Below are 15,148 nucleotides of genomic sequence, written 5' to 3'. Positions count from 1 at the left end.
CGGTCCGGCGAGCAGGACCTGTCGCGGGGGGGGGGGGCCCCCCGCCCCCGGGGGGCCCCCCCCCGCGGGCGCCCCCCGCCGGCGCGGGCGTGACCCGGCGTCAGCGCAGGCCGGCGAACAGGTCGTCCTCGGGCAGCGGCGCGTTCGTGGTGTCCCGCACGCGCACGAAGGTCTCCAGGCCCATCAGGTCGGTGAAGCGCTCCTGGCCCATGCGCAGGAAGAAGATGTTCTCGCCCTGGCTCGCGTGCGCCCGCAGCGCGTCGAACTTCCGCCCGCCGAACTCGGTGGTGTCCACCCAGGTGGTGACGGCCTCGTCGGGCAGGCCGATCTCCGGCATCTGCTCGGCCTCGCTCCCCTCCCCGGAGCGCTCCGGCTGCGGCTCGTCCTCGGCGAACTCCCGCATGGCCTCGCCGAAGCGCCGCATCGTCGAGTGCGGCACGGTGGTCCAGTACACCTTGGGCCTCAGCCCGCTGCGCTCCAGCGCGGCCATGGTGATGCGGTGGGCCTGGATGTGGTCGGGGTGGCCGTAGAAGCCGTTCTCGTCGTAGGTGACGACGACGTCGGGCCGGTAGTGCAGCATCAGGTCGGCCAGGCGGGCGGCGCCTTCGGCGACGGGGGTGCCCCAGAACGAGCCGGGGGCGTCGTTGGCCGCCCAGCCCATCATCCCGGAGTCGCCGTAGTCGAGCGTCTCCAGGTGGCCCACCCCGAGGACCTGACAGCTGGCCTCCAGCTCCTTGCGGCGCAGCGCGGCGACGGCGGCGGGGTCGTGTCCGGGCTCGCCCGGCTTGACGCCGCCGGGGCCGTCGCCGCAGGCGCCGTCGGTGCAGGTGACGAGCACGGTGCGGATGCCCTCGGCGGCGTAGCGGGCGAGGACGCCGCCCGTTCCGGTCGCCTCGTCGTCCGGGTGGGCGTGCACTGCCATCAGGGTCAGCGGCCGGTCAGCCATGGGTCCGTCCTCGGTCGGTCGAGTGATCAGTGCCCAGTCTGCGTCAGGACGGTGCCGGAGGTCACATCACTTCTGCCCGTTCCCGCGCGGTCCGCCGGCCGCCCGTTCTTCCGTGAACGGGCGGCCGGGCCCGTCAGGCGCGGTGGTACTGCACCGGCGAGTGGACCTGCCCGCCGAGCGCGGCGGCGGCGTGGCGCGCCCAGGAGGGGTTGCGCAGCAGCTCGCGGCCGATCAGGACGGCGTCGGCCCGGCCGGCGGCGAGGATGTCCCGGGCCTGGGCGGGCTCGGTGATCAGGCCGACGGCCGCCACCGGCATGCCGGCCCCGCTGCGGATCGCCTCGGCGAAGGGCACCTGGAAGCCGGGGGCGGCGTCGATCTTCGCGTCGGGGACGAGGCCGCCGGTGGAGACGTCCAGCAGGTCCACGCCGCGGGCCTGGAGCTCCTTGGCCAGGCGCACGCTCTCCTCCAGCGTCCAGCCCTCGCGCCCGTCCTCGGGGTTCTCGGCGATCCAGTCGGTGGCCGAGACGCGGAACAGCAGCGGCAGTTCCCCGGGCCACACGGCGCGCACGGCGTCGACGACCTCCAGGGCGAAGCGGGTGCGGCCCTCGAAGGAGCCGCCGTACTCGTCGGTGCGGCGGTTGCTGGCGGGGGAGAGGAACTGGTGGATCAGGTAGCCGTGGGCGCCGTGGAGTTCGACGGCCTGGAAGCCGGCCTCCAGGGCGCGCCGGGCGGCGTCCGCGAACTGCCCCACGATCTCGCGGATCTGCTCGCGCGTCAGCTCGTCCGGCGTGGTGTGGTCGGGGGAGAAGGCGACGGCGCTGGGGCCCACCGGGGTCCAGCCGTGGGTCTCGTGCGGGGCGAGCGCGCGCCCGCGCTCGACCCAGGGGCGCTCGGTGGAGGCCTTGCGCCCGGCGTGGCCGAGCTGGATGGCGGCGACGCTGCCCTGGTCCTTCAGGAAGGCGGTGATCCGCCGCAGCGCCTCGGTCTGGGTGTCGTTCCACAGCCCGAGGTCGTAGGGGCTGATGCGGCCCTCGGGGGAGACGGCGGTGGCCTCCACGATGATCAGGCCGGTGCCGCCGGCCGCCCGCGCCGCGAGGTGGGTGAAGTGCCAGTCCGTCGCCACCCCGGCCGCCCCGCCGTCGGGTGCGGCGCTGTACTGGCACATCGGCGGCATCCAGACGCGGTTGGGGACGGTCAGTTCCCGCAGCGTGTAGGGGGTGAAGAGGGTCGTGCTCATGGAGGCTCCCCGGCGGCATTGATTGCAGGTGCACTATCTGCTGCAACAATAGTTGCGGACGCTTGCCATTGCAAGGGCGGGCTTTCCCTGGGCAACGAGGTCCCGAGCTGACGATCCGTCATATCCCGTTTTCCGGTGGCCACCCCGTAGTCGCGCGGCTAGGGTGGGCGACGATCCGTCGGGCTCCTGGCGGGCCGAGCAGGGGGCGGGATGCGGATGGCGGCCACTGCCGGCATGAGGTCACGGGCGCACCGCTTCGGCGGCAGGCCCGCCGCGCCGCCCACCACCCCGGGCCGGCTGCGCCGGACCGTGGTCGCGCTGGTCCTGTGCACGGCGGCGCTGTGGGGGACGCTGCAGACGGCGCTCTCCGGCGCGCACACGACGGTGTCCGCCGCCGAGGCCCACGCCGATCCGGCCCTCGTCGACACCGCGCAGCTGTCGTACCTGCTCGCCGACGCGGACCGGGTCGCGGCCGGGAGCTTCGCCTCGGGGACGGTGCGCCTGAGCGGACCGGGACAGCGCTACCAGGACGACCTGAAGTCCGCCCACCAGGCGCTCGCCCGGGCCGCCGAGCACGACGCGACCGGCCCGGCCGGCAGCGGGCGCCTGCAGGCCGTCGAGGGACTGCTCGTCGAGTACACCGGCCTGATCGAGCAGGCGCACGCCACCGAGAGCCAAGGCGCCCTCGGCACCGCCTACTTGAGCTACGCCACGAACCTGATGCACAAACCCGGCGACGGAGTCCTCGCCCAGGTCCGGCAACTGCGGGCCGCCGAGCAGCAGGAACTGGACCGGCAGCGGCAGAGCGGATGGCTCGCCCCGGCCGTGCTGCCCGGCGTGCTCGCCCCCGCGCTGCTCGCCCTGGTCCTGCTGGTCGCCACCCAGCGCTTCCTGAGCCGCCACTTCAACCGGCGGCTCAACCCGTGCCTGCTCACCGCGTCCCTCCTGCTGCTCGCGCTGGCCGGCTGGACGGCGGCGGCGACCCTGCACACCGACCGGGCCTTCGCCACCGCCGCCGACGAGGCGCTGCCCCGGCTGACCGCCGCCTGGCAGGCCCGCGCACTCGCCGCCGACGCGGCGGGCGGCGACGCGCTGGCGGTGGTCCAGGCCGTCCCCGGACAGGACCTCTCCGACGACTTCGCCACCTACACCGGCCAGTTGGCGGACCGTCCGGTCACGCCGGGAGAGGTCGCGGCGGCCGAGAGCGAGCCGCCCGCGTTCCACGGCATCCTCGCCGACCTGATCGACGCCGACCTCCGCCCCGACTCCTCCCCAGCGAAACGGGACGCCGCCGTGCACACCCTCCAGGACTTCCGGCAGTTCACCGCGGCCGACGCCGAGCTGCGCCGGCAGGCCGCCACCCGCGGCCCCGCCGCGGCGGCCGCCGACCCCGCCGTGACGGCCACCGCCGTCGGCCCCGGCCCCGCCCAACTGGGCGGCGCCGGCGCGGCGTTCGACGCCGACCTGGCCCGGCTCGCGGAGCCGGACCGGCAACGGCTGGCCGACGCCGAGTCGGCGGCCCGCTCCGACCTGGGCCTGGGCCGCGCGCTCCCGGTGCTGTGCGCCGCCATCGCGCTGCTCTGCCTGGGCGGCCTGTGGCCGCGGATCGACGAGTACCGGGCCGCGCGATGACCGCGGCGGGCCGCTGGGCCCGGGCCGCCCTCGCCCTGCTGCTGGTCGCCCTCGCCGGCCCCATCGCCTGCAGCGGCGGCCGGTCGGGACCGGTGGTCCACGTGCTCGGCACCTGGACCGGCAGCGAGCGGGACTCGTTCCTGGCCATGGTCGCGCCGTTCGAGCAGCGGACCGGGATCAAGGTGGACTACCAGGGCTCCCGGGACTCCGACACCGTGCTGGCCGACCGGGTCGGCAACGGGACACCGCCCGACCTCGCCGTCCTCTCCAGTCCCGGAAAGCTGGTGCAGTACGCCCGGGCCGGCCGCCTGGCCCCGCTCGACGGCGCGCTCGACCTGCCGGGCATGGCCGCGCAGTACGGAGAGAGCTGGGTGCGGCTGGGCGCCGTGGACGGCAAGCAGTACGCCGTGTTCGTCAAGGCCACGGTGAAGAGCCTCATCTGGTACTCGCCCAAGGCCCTTGCCACACACGGCTGGACACCACCCGGCAGCTGGGACCAGCTGAACACCCTGGACCGGCAGATCGCCGGGTCGGGCGTCCCCCCGTGGTGCGTCGGCCTGGAGTCGAGCTCCGCCTCCGGCTGGCCGGGCACCGACTGGCTGGAGGACATCGTCCTCGCCCAGTCCGGACCGGACGTCTACGACCAGTGGGCGAGCGGCGCGCTCGCCTGGAACTCCCCGGCGATCAAACGGGCCTGGCAGACCTGGGGAGACGTGGTCGCCGCCAAGGGCATGGTCCGCGGTGACGCCCGCGGCATGCTGCTCACCGGCTTCGCCGGCTCGGGCGGCTCGCTGTTCGGCCCGCAGCCGGGCTGCTACTTCGAGCACGCGGCGTCCTTCATCACGGACTACTACCGGCAGGACGACCCGCGGCTCAAGGCCGGCGAGGACTACGACTTCGCCCGGTTCCCGGCCATCGACGAGGGGTTCAAGGGCACCGAGGAGGTGGCGGGCGACCTGCTCGGCATGTTCCACGCCACCCCGGCCGCCCAGCAGCTCGCCGCCTACCTCACGACACCCGAGGCGCAGCGGATCTGGGTGGCCCGCGGCGGCGCGCTGAGCCCCAACCGCCAGGTGCCCGCCACCGTCTACCCGGACGCCCTGTCCCGCCGCCTGGGCCAACTGCTGGTCGACGCCCGGGCGGTACGGTTCGACGCTTCCGACCTGATGCCGGACGCGATGCAGAGCGCGTTCTACCGGGCCGTGCTCGCCTACGCCAACGACCCCTCGCAGCTGGACGCCCTGCTCGCGGACCTGGACCGGGTCCGGGCCGCCGTCCACGCCTGACCGGTGCTCGCCGACCCACCGTCGAGCGACCCACGGCCGACCGGGCCGGCGCCCGGTTGCTCCGCCCGGGCGGCAGGCGCCAACACGGCGCGCCCGCGACCGGCACCGGCCGCCGGCGGCGCCTACAGTCCTTGCGTGAGCGACGACCCCACCCGCACCAAGGCCGCGAAGGAACTGGACCTCCCGGAGGGCTGGGTCTCGGGATTCGCCATGGCGGCGCTCGCACTGATCATCGGGTTCCTGAGCTACGAACTCTCCCAGGACACCACGCCCAACCTGGGCCAGCTCGGACTGTCGGGGATCGTGAGCCTCATCATCGGCACCCTGGCGAACCCGCAGGGCAAGGGGCAGCGGTTCTGCTGGTGGGCGCTGCTGGGCTGCACCTTCCTCGGCGCCGTCACCGGCGCGCTGATGACCGGGCTCACGGACCGGTCCGCGGCCGCCCCGGCACTGTCGATCTTCGCAGCGGCGTTCTTCGGCCTGCTGGTGGACGGGGAGAAGCTGTCGGTGGGCACCCCCGGGAAGTGAACCGGGCGGGCGCCGGCCGCCGGCACCCGCCCGGTCTGTTCCCGGAGGCGTTCTCAGCCCGCGCGCGTGCAGAGGTAGAGCTGCCGGCCGCCGGAGTCGTCGCCCGCCGCCCGCCCGCCGCCGTACTCGGAGGCCGGCACGGCGGTGCAGGCGGTCCGCACCCAGGACTGGATCTCCGCGGCCGTCGTCGGCCCCGCCGCCTCGCCGCCGCCACCGGGCCGGCCGGCCCCGCCGACCAGGACGTACCTCAACGCGCCGTCCCCGACCAGCTGCTGGAACTCCGCCAGGGTCGGTGACGGCGCCGAACCGCTGAAGCCGCCCATCGGCAGGACCTCCTCGCCCGTCGCCAGGATGAACGGCGAGGCGGCGCTCCAGCTGGAGGCGGCGAACAGGTAGCGGGCACCGCCCCGGTGGGCCCGCAGGTAGTCGAACAGGGCCTGCTCCGGCGCCGTCAGGTGCTCCGAGGAACCGCCGAACCCGCCCCCGCCGAACCCCGCGCGCTGCACGCGCCCGGCCTCCGCCCCCGCGAGCGAGTGCCGCCCACCGGTGCCGTGCCCGCCCCCGGAAGGACCGACGGTGCCCATGCCCGAGTCGCCGTACGCCGAGCCCAGCACCGAGGACGCCCACGCACCCGGCGCCACCAGCATCGCCGCCACACCCGCCACCAGGCCCGCCAGCGCGACCCGCCGCCCGGTGAAACGGCTGAACCTGACCGCCGCGAGCAGCGCCAGCGCCGCCACCCCCAGGACCACCACGACCGGCGCCAGCCACGGCAGGAACGACGGGAACTCCCGGGCCAGGAAGACCGACCAGAGAGCGGTCCCGGCGACCGCGCCCGGAAACGCCCACGCCCGCGCGCCCCCGCGGTGGAAGCCCTGCCACAGCAGCACGACCCCCGCACCGCACAGCGCCGCCAGCGGGGCCGCGATCACCCCCATGTAGTAGGAGTGGCCGCCGACGCTGCCCGCACTGAAGACCAGGAAGAACACACCGAGCCAGGCACCCCACAGGACGTAGCCCGCCCGCAGCACGTCGGTGCGCGGCTCGCGCCGCCGCCAGGCCAGCCCGCACAACAGGGCGACCACGGCGACCGGGTAGAGCCAGCCGGTCTGCGGGGCGAACTGCGAGCCGAACATCTTCGTCCAGCCGCCGTCGTCCGCACCGCCGCCGCCCTGGCCCCGCGGAGCGACCTGCGCCCGGGCCCCCTGCTCGCCGCCCGCAGCACCGCCCCCGGCGACGTGGCCCCCGCCGCCACCACCGCCTCCGCCGTTCCCGCCACGGACCGCCTGCACGCTGCCCGTCTGCGCCGCGCTCATCCCCAGCGACGAGAACCGGTTCAGGAAGTTGTAGCCGACCACCATGCTGAACGCCGAGTTGTCCGTCGTACCGTCCACGAACGGACGGTCCCGCGCCGGCGTCGCCGTGACCGCCAGCATCCAGGACGCCGAGACCACGACCGTCACCAGCCCGGCCAGCGCCACGTGCCCGATCCGCCGCCGCAGCGCAGCCGGCGCCGCCAGCAGGTACACCGCCGCCAGCGCCGGCAGCACCGCCCACGCCTCCAGCATCTTCGTCTGGAACGCCAGCCCCACCCACACCCCGGCCAGCAGCAGCGGGCGCAGCCGCGCCGCGTGCGCCGCCCGCTGCGCCGCGTCGGCCGCGAGCAGGAGCAGCAGCGTGAACGCGGCGTCCTCGACCGCCGTGCGGAACAGCCCCGCGGCCACCGGCGTCAGCGTGAACGCCGCCGCCGCGAGCAGCCCCGCACCGGCCCCGGCCCACCGCCGCACCACCCGGTACAGCACCAGGACGGACAGCACCCCCTCCACCACCTGCGGCAGGGTCAGCGCCCACGGGTGGAACCCGAACACCCGCGCCGACAGCGCCTGCGGCCACAGGAACCCCGGCAGCTTGTCCAGCGTGATCGTGCCCGCTGGGTCGAACGACCCGAACACGAACGCCTTCCAGCTCTCCGTCATGCTGCGCACGGCGTCGGCGTAGAAGCCGTGGAACTGGCTGTGGCCGATGTTCCACGCGTACAGCACGGCGGCGACGGCCGCGATCCCCAGCAGCGCGGGCCGGGCGTAGCCGGGCTGGTCGTCGGGGGACTTCCACGGGGCCCTGCGGCCACGCGACGGGGGAGCCGGGGCCTGGCCGGGGGCGGTGAGGACGTTGAGAGCCATGATCCGCACCTTCGGGTGCGTCCATGAGAGATCCCTTGGAAAGCGCCCCGGTTTGGTCATTTTTATACCTGCGGCACGCCGATCGGCCCACTCCGCCCCCGACCTGTGAACGATCGGTGTGCCCCTGCCGGGCCGGCCCCGTCAGCCCTGCGGCGTCCGTTCGGCGCCGGCGAGGAGCGTGCGGACGGTGGCGGCCATGGTGTGCCGCGCCTCCTCCGGGCTCTGGCCGCAGCTGCGCCAGTGGTGCCAGGCGCTCCACGTGGTCACCGCGTCCAGGCCGTCGAGCAGCTCGCTCCGGGCGGGTTCGGGGAGCGGGTCGAGCTCCGCGGCGAAGACCTGGGCGAGCCGCAGGCGGGCGAAGTCCATCATCTGCCGCACCGCCTCCTGGATCCGCGGGGACGGGTTCTCCAGCCGCATGACGGCGAGTCTGGTCGGGGTGACGCCCTCCAGGATGCGGGCGCGCTGCTCGGTGAGGGCCGTGACCCGCAGCTCCCGCGGCCCCTCGGTGGGAAGCGGCCCGATCCGGGCCGCGAGCTGCTCCAGGCGCCGGTTGACGGCCACCTCGGCGAGCTCGGCCATGTCGGCGAAGTGGTGGAACACCAGCCGGCGGGAGACGCCCGCCCGTTCGGCCACCTTGTCGGCGGGGAAGTGCGACTGGTTCTCGTCGAGCAGCGACAGCACCGCGTCGGCGATCTTCTCGCGGGTCTGCCGCCCGCGTTCCGTGCGCCCGTCGGCGGCGGGCGCGGCCGGCGCGGCGGTCTCGGACCGTTTCACGTGGGCTCCTCCGCACTCTCGTTGACATTCTTGCACCGCGAGTGCAAGTGTACGCGTTGCACGGGGAGTGCAATAAGTTTCCGGTGGGGGCGGCGCGCCCTTCCGCCGCGTACGAAAGGCCGTTCGCCGCAGATGTTCACCACGGTGGGGCGCTGGTGCGCCCGCAGACCCAAGCGCGTCGTCGCGGCCTGGCTCCTGCTGCTGGCCGCCGCGCTCACCGCCGTCGGGCTGCTCGGGCGGGTCACCAGCGAGGACGTCTCCATCCCCGGCAGCGACAGCCAGGCCGTGCTCGACACGGCCACCCGCGCCTTCCCCGCCCCGCCCTCCGGCAAGCAGCCGGTCCTGCTGCACACCCCCGCCGGCGCCGCCCCGCTCACCGACCCCGGCACCGCCGCCGCCGTCCGCAGCGCCGCCACCGCCATCGCCGCGGTGCCGCACGTCGTCGCCGTCACCACCCCCTACGACCCGGCCGGCGCCGCGGCGACGAGCGCCGACGGCCACACCGCCTACCTCTCCGTCGAACTCGACGTCTCCGGACGGGAGGTGACGCCCGCGACGACCGACGCCGTGCTCGCCGCGGCCGCACCGGCCACCTCCGCCGGCATCGAGGTGACCCCCGGCGGCCGGCTCGCCGCGGCGGTCGACCGGGGGAGCACCGGGCACAGCGAGGCCATCGGCCTCGGCACCGCCCTGGTGATCCTCGCCCTCACCCTCGGCAGCCTCCTCGCCGCCGGCCTGCCGCTGCTCGCCGGGGTGGTCGGCCTCGGCATCGCGCTGCCCGTCCTCGGCCTGGTCGGCCACCTGATGGACGTCCCCCAGGCCGGCGAGACCATCGCCGCGATGATCGGCCTGGGCGTCGGCATCGACTACACCCTCTTCGGGCTCACCCGCTTCCGGGAGCTGCGCGCCGCCGGGGCGGGCGTCGAGGACGCGGCCGTGCGCACCACCGCCGGCTCCGGCAAGTCCGTCGCCTTCGCCGGCAGCGCCGTCGTCGCGGCACTGGCCGGCCTGGCCCTGGGCGGACTGCCGCTGCTGTACGCCCTGGCCCTCGCGCCCGCGATCGCCGTGGTGGTGGCGCTGGGCGTCAACCTCACCCTCCTGCCCGCGGTCCTCGTCCTGCTCGGCACGCGCCTGACACCCCGTCCGGCCGCCCCTGCCCCCGCCTCGGGCGGGCGCCCGCGCGGCTGGGGCCGGATCGCCGCCCTGGTCGCGGCCAGGCCGTGGCCCCTGCTGCTGGCCGGCCTCGCCCTGCTCGGCGCCCTCGCCGCCCCGGCGGCGCACCTGCACCTCGGCCAGCTGGACGCCGGCGCCAAGGCCCGGGGCACCATGAGCCGCACCGCCTACGACCGCATGGCCCAGGCCTTCGGCCCGGGCGCCAACGGCGTGCTCCAGGTCGTCGACGTCCTGCCCGCGCCGGTGCGGGCGGGCGCGGGGAGCACCGACCCGCGCCTGACGGCCGTCACCACCGCCCTGCGCGGTGCCGAGGGCGTCGCCGCCGTCGGCCCGCCCGCCCTCGCCGCCGACGGCCGCACCGCCCGCTGGCAGGTCACCCCGGCCACCGCCCCCTCCGACCCGGCCACCACCGCACTCGTCCACCGCCTGCGCTCGGACGTCCTGCCCGCCGCCACCGCCGGCAGCGGCCAGGTGCCGCACGTCGGCGGCGCCCCGGCGGCCCAGGCCGACCTCAACGCGCGCATCGCGCAGCGGATGCCGCTCGTCGTCGGCTTCGTCCTGACCGTCGCCGGCCTCCTCCTGCTCCTCGCCTTCCGCTCGCCCGTCGTCGCCGTCAAGGCCGCCGTCATGAACCTGGTGTCGGTCGCCGCCGCCTACGGCGTGCTCACCGCGGTCTTCCAGCACGGCTCGGGCGCCCGGCTGATCGGCCTGGAGGGCGCCGTCCCGATCCCCGGCTACGTGCCCCTGCTGATGTTCGCCGTGCTCTTCGGCCTGTCGATGGACTACGAGGTCTTCCTGCTCAGCGCCGTGCGCGAGGGCTACCTGCGGGAGCGGGACAACCGCCGCGCCGTGGTGGCCGGCCTCGCCGCGACCGGGCGGATCATCAGCTCCGCCGCCCTCATCATGGTCGCGGTCTTCCTGAGCTACCTGCTGTCCGACGACCCCGTCGTCAAGATGTTCGGCGTCGGCCTGGCGAGCGCCGTCGCCCTGGACGCGACCGTCGTCCGCGGCCTGCTGGTGCCCGCCACCATGGTCCTGCTCGGCGACGGCAACTGGTGGCTGCCCCGATGGCTCGACCGCCTGCTGCCGCACGTCGACATCGAGGGCGACGGCCACGCCGGGCACCCGGCCGCCGATGCCGACCCCGCCCCGCCCAACTCATTGGCCAGTAGCCATTCCTGATGTGTCATCACATCCGCGGGCTCAGTCCTCGTCGAACGGTTCGTCGCTCCACCGGAACCAGGCGCGGCCGTCCTCGATGTGCAACAGGAACTCGGCGACCGGGCCCGACGGGGCCACGAGCGACAGGGCCCGCGCGATCCGGTCGTAGACGTCGTCGAAGCGCTCGATCCCGTCCGCCTCCAGGAGGGCCAGCGACTCGTCGAACCACGGCTTCACCGCGGCGAACGCCGGCGTGGGGACGAAGCGCCCCTCCAGCCACGGGAAGTCGGACCCGTCGACCAGGATCTCGCCGAGCAGTTCCTCCTGCCGCACCAGCCGCCAGACCCCGTCCCCGAAACCCATCCCGCCGGCCCTCCGTCCCGCCGCCCACTGCCGTCGCGGCAGCCTCCCACACGGCACGGACACCGCCCGGCGCCAGCGCGCGACAGGGCCCGGGTCCGGGCGGCCGAGGGGGAGACGGCCGTCCGGACCCGGGAGCTTGGGGCGGCGCGCCCGGTGGGGCGCCACCACACGCGGTGGACCGCGTCGCGGGCCCGGCCGAGGCGGAGCTCCTCCCTCCGGCACCGGCCCGCGGTCCGGGCGGGTCGCAGGCTCAGGAAGCTATGCGGCGCGCGTCAACGGACCGTCGACGATCGGTATACGAGCAGTCGCCCGCGGTAAATCGGTTGGGCCGGTCCGCTCCTTGCTGTTACTGTCTGTGCAGCCGTGAAAGAACGTGAGGAGGTGTGAGACCCATGAAGGCTGTATCCGTGTGGGTGCTCCCCCTCGTCGTCACGGTGGGCGATTGACGTTTGGTGTCGCCCGGGAGCCCCTGCGACAAGGCACTCCCGAAAGGCAACACCATGAACGCATCCTCTTCCCCGCACCCCGTCCCGGGCCCGCGCGAGCACGCGCTCACCGTCACCCGTACCGCCGACACGCAGTGGCAGGCCCTCGACGGCGACCTGGTCGTCGGCCGCGCCGACGCCTCGAACAGGCCCGACGGGCGGCTCTTCGTCAGCATCGACGCCTGGCACGACGCGGCCCGCGACCGCCTCGCCGCCACGATGCTCGCCGACCTGCCGGCGCCGCTGCACACCGTCGCCGACGAGGCCGACCACGACGCGGTGGCCGCCTGGCAGCGGCTCGGCTTCACCACCGCCCGCCGCGAGCGGACCTACGTCGTGCCCACCGACCCGCACACCACCGGGCTCGCCCCGGCACGGCCCCCGGCGGGCGTGACGATCGTGCCCGCCGGCCAGGCGCAGGAAGGCCCACTGCACGACCTGGACCGCACCGTGCGCGACGAGGTCGGGGTCGGCCCCGGCTGGCGGACGATGCCGGCCGAGGTACTGCCCCGCCCGGCGGGCACCACCGTCGTCGACCCGTCGAAGTACGTCGTCGCGCAGCAGGACGGCCGCTACCTCGGCCTGCTCCGCCTCGCCCCGGTCACCCGCCGGCCGCGGATCGGCCTCATCGCCGTCCGCGCCGAGGCGCAGCGCCGGGGCATCGCCCGGACGCTGCTGGCCCACACACTGGGCTCGCTGCACCACGCCGGGACGGCCTCGGCCTGGGCCGAGGCCGACGAGACCAACACGGCCGCCATCGCCCTCCTCGAAGGCGTGGGCGCCGAGCACGTGGGCAGCATCCTGGAACTCGTCCGCCGCTGACGCCCCGCCACACCACACAAGCGATCCACCGCCCCACCGACCGGAAACGGGAAACCATGACCAAATCAACAGGAGCCATCGAAGTCGAGGGCACCGTCACCGAGTGCCTGCGCAACGCGACCTTCAAGGTGCAGCTCCAGAACGGGCACGTCGTGCTCGCCCACATCAGCGGCAAGATCCGCAAGAACTACATCAAGATCCTCCCCGAGGACCGCGTCCTCGTGGAGCTCAGCCCCTACGACCTCACCCGCGGCCGCATCCGCTACCGCTACAGGTAGAACCGGGCCCGCCCCGGGCCGCCGGCCTCCGCCCGGCGGCCCGGGCATTCCCAGGTGATCGTCTTCGAATTCCTTCGAACCATTCGACCGGCACCCCACCCACGGCGTTCCATGGGTGGGGTTCCTGACGAGCGGTCACGAAACGGAAGGAAGAGCCGATGAAGAGCCTGAAGGCCGTCCTCGCGACGGGCGCCGCCGCGGCCGCCCTCGCCGCCACCACCCTCGCCGGCGCGGGCACGGCCCGGGCCGACACGGTCGAGCAATGCCCGCGGGAAGCCGTGTGCATCCTCGTCCCGGACCAGCCGATCATGGTCTTCTACGGCTACGGGGTGCACACCCCGTCCAACGTGCACGGCATGGGATGGCTGGAGAACAACCTGACCGGCGGCCGGGTGTCGCTGTGCCGAGGTCCCGGGGGAGTCGACTGCGAGCCGCTGCTCGGGCCGGGCCGGATATTCGTCGACTTCGACACCATCCGCTCGTTCGTCATCACGCCCTGACCTCGGCCCGGGCCGTCGACCGCGACGGCCCGGGATCAGCCCTGGCCGCGCAGCGCGCAGACCCAGCAGTCGCAGTCCGTCACGGAGTTGGCCCCGCAGTGCGCGACGGGCCAGTACTGCGACGCGCACGGCCCGGGATCGACCGCAGTGCCGTCGCCCGGCAGCGTGCGCCGGCACCAGTCGCACCGGACGTCGGCCGGCACACCGGCCTCGCGCAGCTGCCGGGCCAGCCGGACGGCGATGTCGAACGGGGCACCCGCCTGGACGACGGCGGGCGGGCCGTCCAGCACCTGCCGGCTGCGCCACAGGCTCAGGCCGGTGACCGCCCGCACCGCCCGCAGGGCGGTCGCGTCGCGGGCCGGGGTGCCGGTCAGCCGGACCTCGAAAGCCGGGGCCTCCACGGATTCCTCCTCGCCGCCCGATGCCGTGTCCGCCCCAGTCAACCGCCCCACCCGCCCGTCCGGCCACGGGTTTTCGCCCGGCCGGGCGTGAAAGCGCGGTGTGGGGCGCCAGGACGGTCCCGGGCGCCCCACACCGGTTCACCGGGTCACCGATTCATCGGTTCACCAGGTGACCGGGACGGCGGCCGGGGTGATGGCCATGCGGTTGGGGTGCCAGGGGATGTCGGCGGGCGGGGCGGCGAGGCGCAGGGTGGCGGGCAGGTGGGTGAGCAGGGTGCGGAAGGCGGTGTCGGAGTGCCGGCGCACCAGGTGGGCGCCGGGACAGTGGTGGCGGCCGTAGCCGAAGCGCAGGTGGGGGTTGGGGGAGCGGGCGGGGTCGAAGTCCTCGGCTCCGGTGAACGCCGCGGGGTCGTGGTTGGCGGCGTCCAGGGACAGCAGGACCAGGTCGCCCGCCTTGAGCAGCGCGCCGGCCAGGGTGGTGTCGCGGGTGACGAAGCGCGGGATCGCGTTGCCGAGCACGACGCTGCAGCGCAGCAGTTCCTCCACGTACTGCGGCATGCGCCGCGGGTCGGCGCGCAGGGCCTCGACGTCGTCGGGGCGCTGGAGCAGGTTGAGCGCCGCGACGCCGAGGAAGCTCGCGAAGTCCTCGTAGCCGCTGACGAACAGCACGGCGACGATGTTGGACAGCTGCTCGTCGGTCAGCGCCTTCTCCGCCGGTCCGGCCGCGTTGAGGTCGGCGAGGCGGTCGGCCAGGCCGCGCGGGCGCCCGGGGGCGCGGGCGGCCATGTGCGCGGCCATGTGGGCGCGGATCTCCTCCCAGTTGGCGGCGAGCTCCTGGTCGGAGTACGTCACCATGGTGAGGTCCTTGTCGGCGCGTGCGGCGAGCCGTTCGCGGTCCTCGAAGGGCAGGCCGAGCAGCCGGCACATGCACTGGGCGGCGACCCATGCGGCGAAGTGCCGCTGCAGGTCGCCGGGGGAGCCCTCGGCGAGCATCGCGTCCAGTCCGGCGCGGGTGATGTCGGCGACCCAGTCCTCGGGCAGTCCGGGCTGGTTGCGGCCGAGCGCGGTGAGGACCTCGTCGCGCAGGCCCGCCTGCTGGAGGTGGTTCATGGCGTCGAGCAGTTCGGGCGCCAGGATCGGGGCGTCCTGGGTGGGGCTGTCGGCGTCGCCGAGCACCGAGCGGGCGAAGGAGCGGTCGCGCAGGACGTCGCGGGCCGTCTCGTAGCCGGTGACGAGCCAGGCCTCGCCGCCGGAGTTGGTCGAGACCCGGGCGACGGGGCAGCGCCCGCGCAGCTCGGTCAGCTCAGGGGCGAGGCGGTCGCCCTTGGTGCTGAACGGGTAGTGGGGGAGCGCCGGTTCGGGAGCGTGCGGTGCGGTCATGC

At 74.9% G+C, this 15,148-nt stretch carries 14 protein-coding genes; 7 read left to right on the top strand and 7 right to left on the bottom strand.

Annotation, left to right across the window (positions count from 1 at the left end; all coding sequences use genetic code 11):
• Nucleotides 1-100 precede the first annotated feature (100 nt).
• Nucleotides 101-946, bottom strand: a complete 846-nt coding sequence (locus ACFXDE_RS31895) for a PIG-L family deacetylase (protein ID WP_380446386.1) — start codon at nt 944-946, stop codon at nt 101-103.
• A 133-nt stretch (nt 947-1,079) separates the two neighbouring features.
• Nucleotides 1,080-2,183, bottom strand: coding sequence for an NADH:flavin oxidoreductase/NADH oxidase (locus tag ACFXDE_RS31890; protein WP_380498077.1), 1,104 nt, complete (start codon nt 2,181-2,183; stop codon nt 1,080-1,082).
• Nucleotides 2,184-2,417: 234 nt separating this feature from the next.
• On the opposite strand from ACFXDE_RS31890, the gene ACFXDE_RS31885 reads away from it, so the two are divergent.
• From ACFXDE_RS31885 to ACFXDE_RS31875, 3 genes are all read left to right on the top strand, one after another.
• Complete coding sequence (locus tag ACFXDE_RS31885) at nt 2,418-3,815, top strand: hypothetical protein (protein WP_380498076.1); 1,398 nt, start codon at nt 2,418-2,420, stop codon at nt 3,813-3,815.
• Nucleotides 3,812-5,101 carry an ABC transporter substrate-binding protein gene (locus tag ACFXDE_RS31880; protein ID WP_380498075.1) on the top strand — a complete coding sequence of 430 codons (1,290 nt, stop codon included), beginning with the start codon at nt 3,812-3,814 and terminating at the stop codon, nt 5,099-5,101. Before ACFXDE_RS31885 ends, ACFXDE_RS31880 begins: the two co-directional genes overlap by 4 nt.
• A 135-nt stretch (nt 5,102-5,236) precedes the next feature.
• Complete coding sequence (locus tag ACFXDE_RS31875) at nt 5,237-5,629, top strand: hypothetical protein (protein WP_380498074.1); 393 nt, start codon at nt 5,237-5,239, stop codon at nt 5,627-5,629.
• A gap of 53 nt (nt 5,630-5,682) precedes the next feature.
• On the opposite strand, the gene ACFXDE_RS31870 is transcribed toward ACFXDE_RS31875, so the two are convergent.
• Nucleotides 5,683-7,809, bottom strand: a complete 2,127-nt coding sequence (locus ACFXDE_RS31870) for an ArnT family glycosyltransferase (RefSeq protein WP_380498073.1) — start codon at nt 7,807-7,809, stop codon at nt 5,683-5,685.
• Between the two features lie 141 nt (nt 7,810-7,950).
• On the bottom strand, nt 7,951-8,583 hold the full coding sequence (locus ACFXDE_RS31865) for a TetR/AcrR family transcriptional regulator (RefSeq protein WP_380498072.1): 633 nt from the start codon (nt 8,581-8,583) through the stop codon (nt 7,951-7,953).
• A gap of 132 nt (nt 8,584-8,715) precedes the next feature.
• On the opposite strand from ACFXDE_RS31865, the gene ACFXDE_RS31860 reads away from it, so the two are divergent.
• On the top strand, nt 8,716-10,938 hold the full coding sequence (locus ACFXDE_RS31860; protein WP_380498071.1) for an MMPL family transporter: 2,223 nt from the start codon (nt 8,716-8,718) through the stop codon (nt 10,936-10,938).
• Nucleotides 10,939-10,959: 21 nt separating this feature from the next.
• Here ACFXDE_RS31860 and ACFXDE_RS31855 read toward each other — a convergent pair whose 3' ends face one another.
• Nucleotides 10,960-11,280, bottom strand: a complete 321-nt coding sequence (locus tag ACFXDE_RS31855; RefSeq protein ID WP_380498070.1) for a hypothetical protein — start codon at nt 11,278-11,280, stop codon at nt 10,960-10,962.
• 500 nt (nt 11,281-11,780) lie between these two features.
• Between ACFXDE_RS31855 and ACFXDE_RS31850 the strand changes: the two genes are divergently transcribed.
• The 3 genes from ACFXDE_RS31850 (at nt 11,781) to ACFXDE_RS31840 (ending at nt 13,365) form a co-directional block, all read left to right on the top strand.
• Nucleotides 11,781-12,587: a GNAT family N-acetyltransferase gene (locus tag ACFXDE_RS31850; RefSeq protein WP_380498069.1), complete on the top strand. Its 807-nt coding sequence runs from the start codon at nt 11,781-11,783 to the stop codon at nt 12,585-12,587.
• Nucleotides 12,588-12,643: 56 nt separating this feature from the next.
• A complete protein-coding gene (gene infA, locus ACFXDE_RS31845) occupies nt 12,644-12,865 on the top strand; it encodes a translation initiation factor IF-1 (protein WP_380446376.1) in 222 nt (73 codons plus the stop codon).
• 158 nt (nt 12,866-13,023) lie between these two features.
• Nucleotides 13,024-13,365 carry a hypothetical protein gene (locus tag ACFXDE_RS31840; RefSeq protein WP_380498068.1) on the top strand — a complete coding sequence of 114 codons (342 nt, stop codon included), beginning with the start codon at nt 13,024-13,026 and terminating at the stop codon, nt 13,363-13,365.
• Nucleotides 13,366-13,400: 35 nt separating this feature from the next.
• On the opposite strand, the gene ACFXDE_RS31835 is transcribed toward ACFXDE_RS31840, so the two are convergent.
• Complete coding sequence (locus tag ACFXDE_RS31835) at nt 13,401-13,766, bottom strand: ribosomal protein L7/L12 (protein ID WP_380498067.1); 366 nt, start codon at nt 13,764-13,766, stop codon at nt 13,401-13,403.
• A 162-nt stretch (nt 13,767-13,928) separates the two neighbouring features.
• Complete coding sequence (locus ACFXDE_RS31830) at nt 13,929-15,146, bottom strand: cytochrome P450 (protein ID WP_380498066.1); 1,218 nt, start codon at nt 15,144-15,146, stop codon at nt 13,929-13,931.
• Between the last annotated feature and the right edge of the window lie 2 nt (nt 15,147-15,148).

The organism is Kitasatospora sp. NPDC059408, from assembly GCF_042751525.1.
Classification (GTDB): domain Bacteria; phylum Actinomycetota; class Actinomycetes; order Streptomycetales; family Streptomycetaceae; genus Kitasatospora.
Note: the sequence above shows the minus strand (reverse complement) of the source record. Positions and strands in the feature narration are given on the sequence as shown.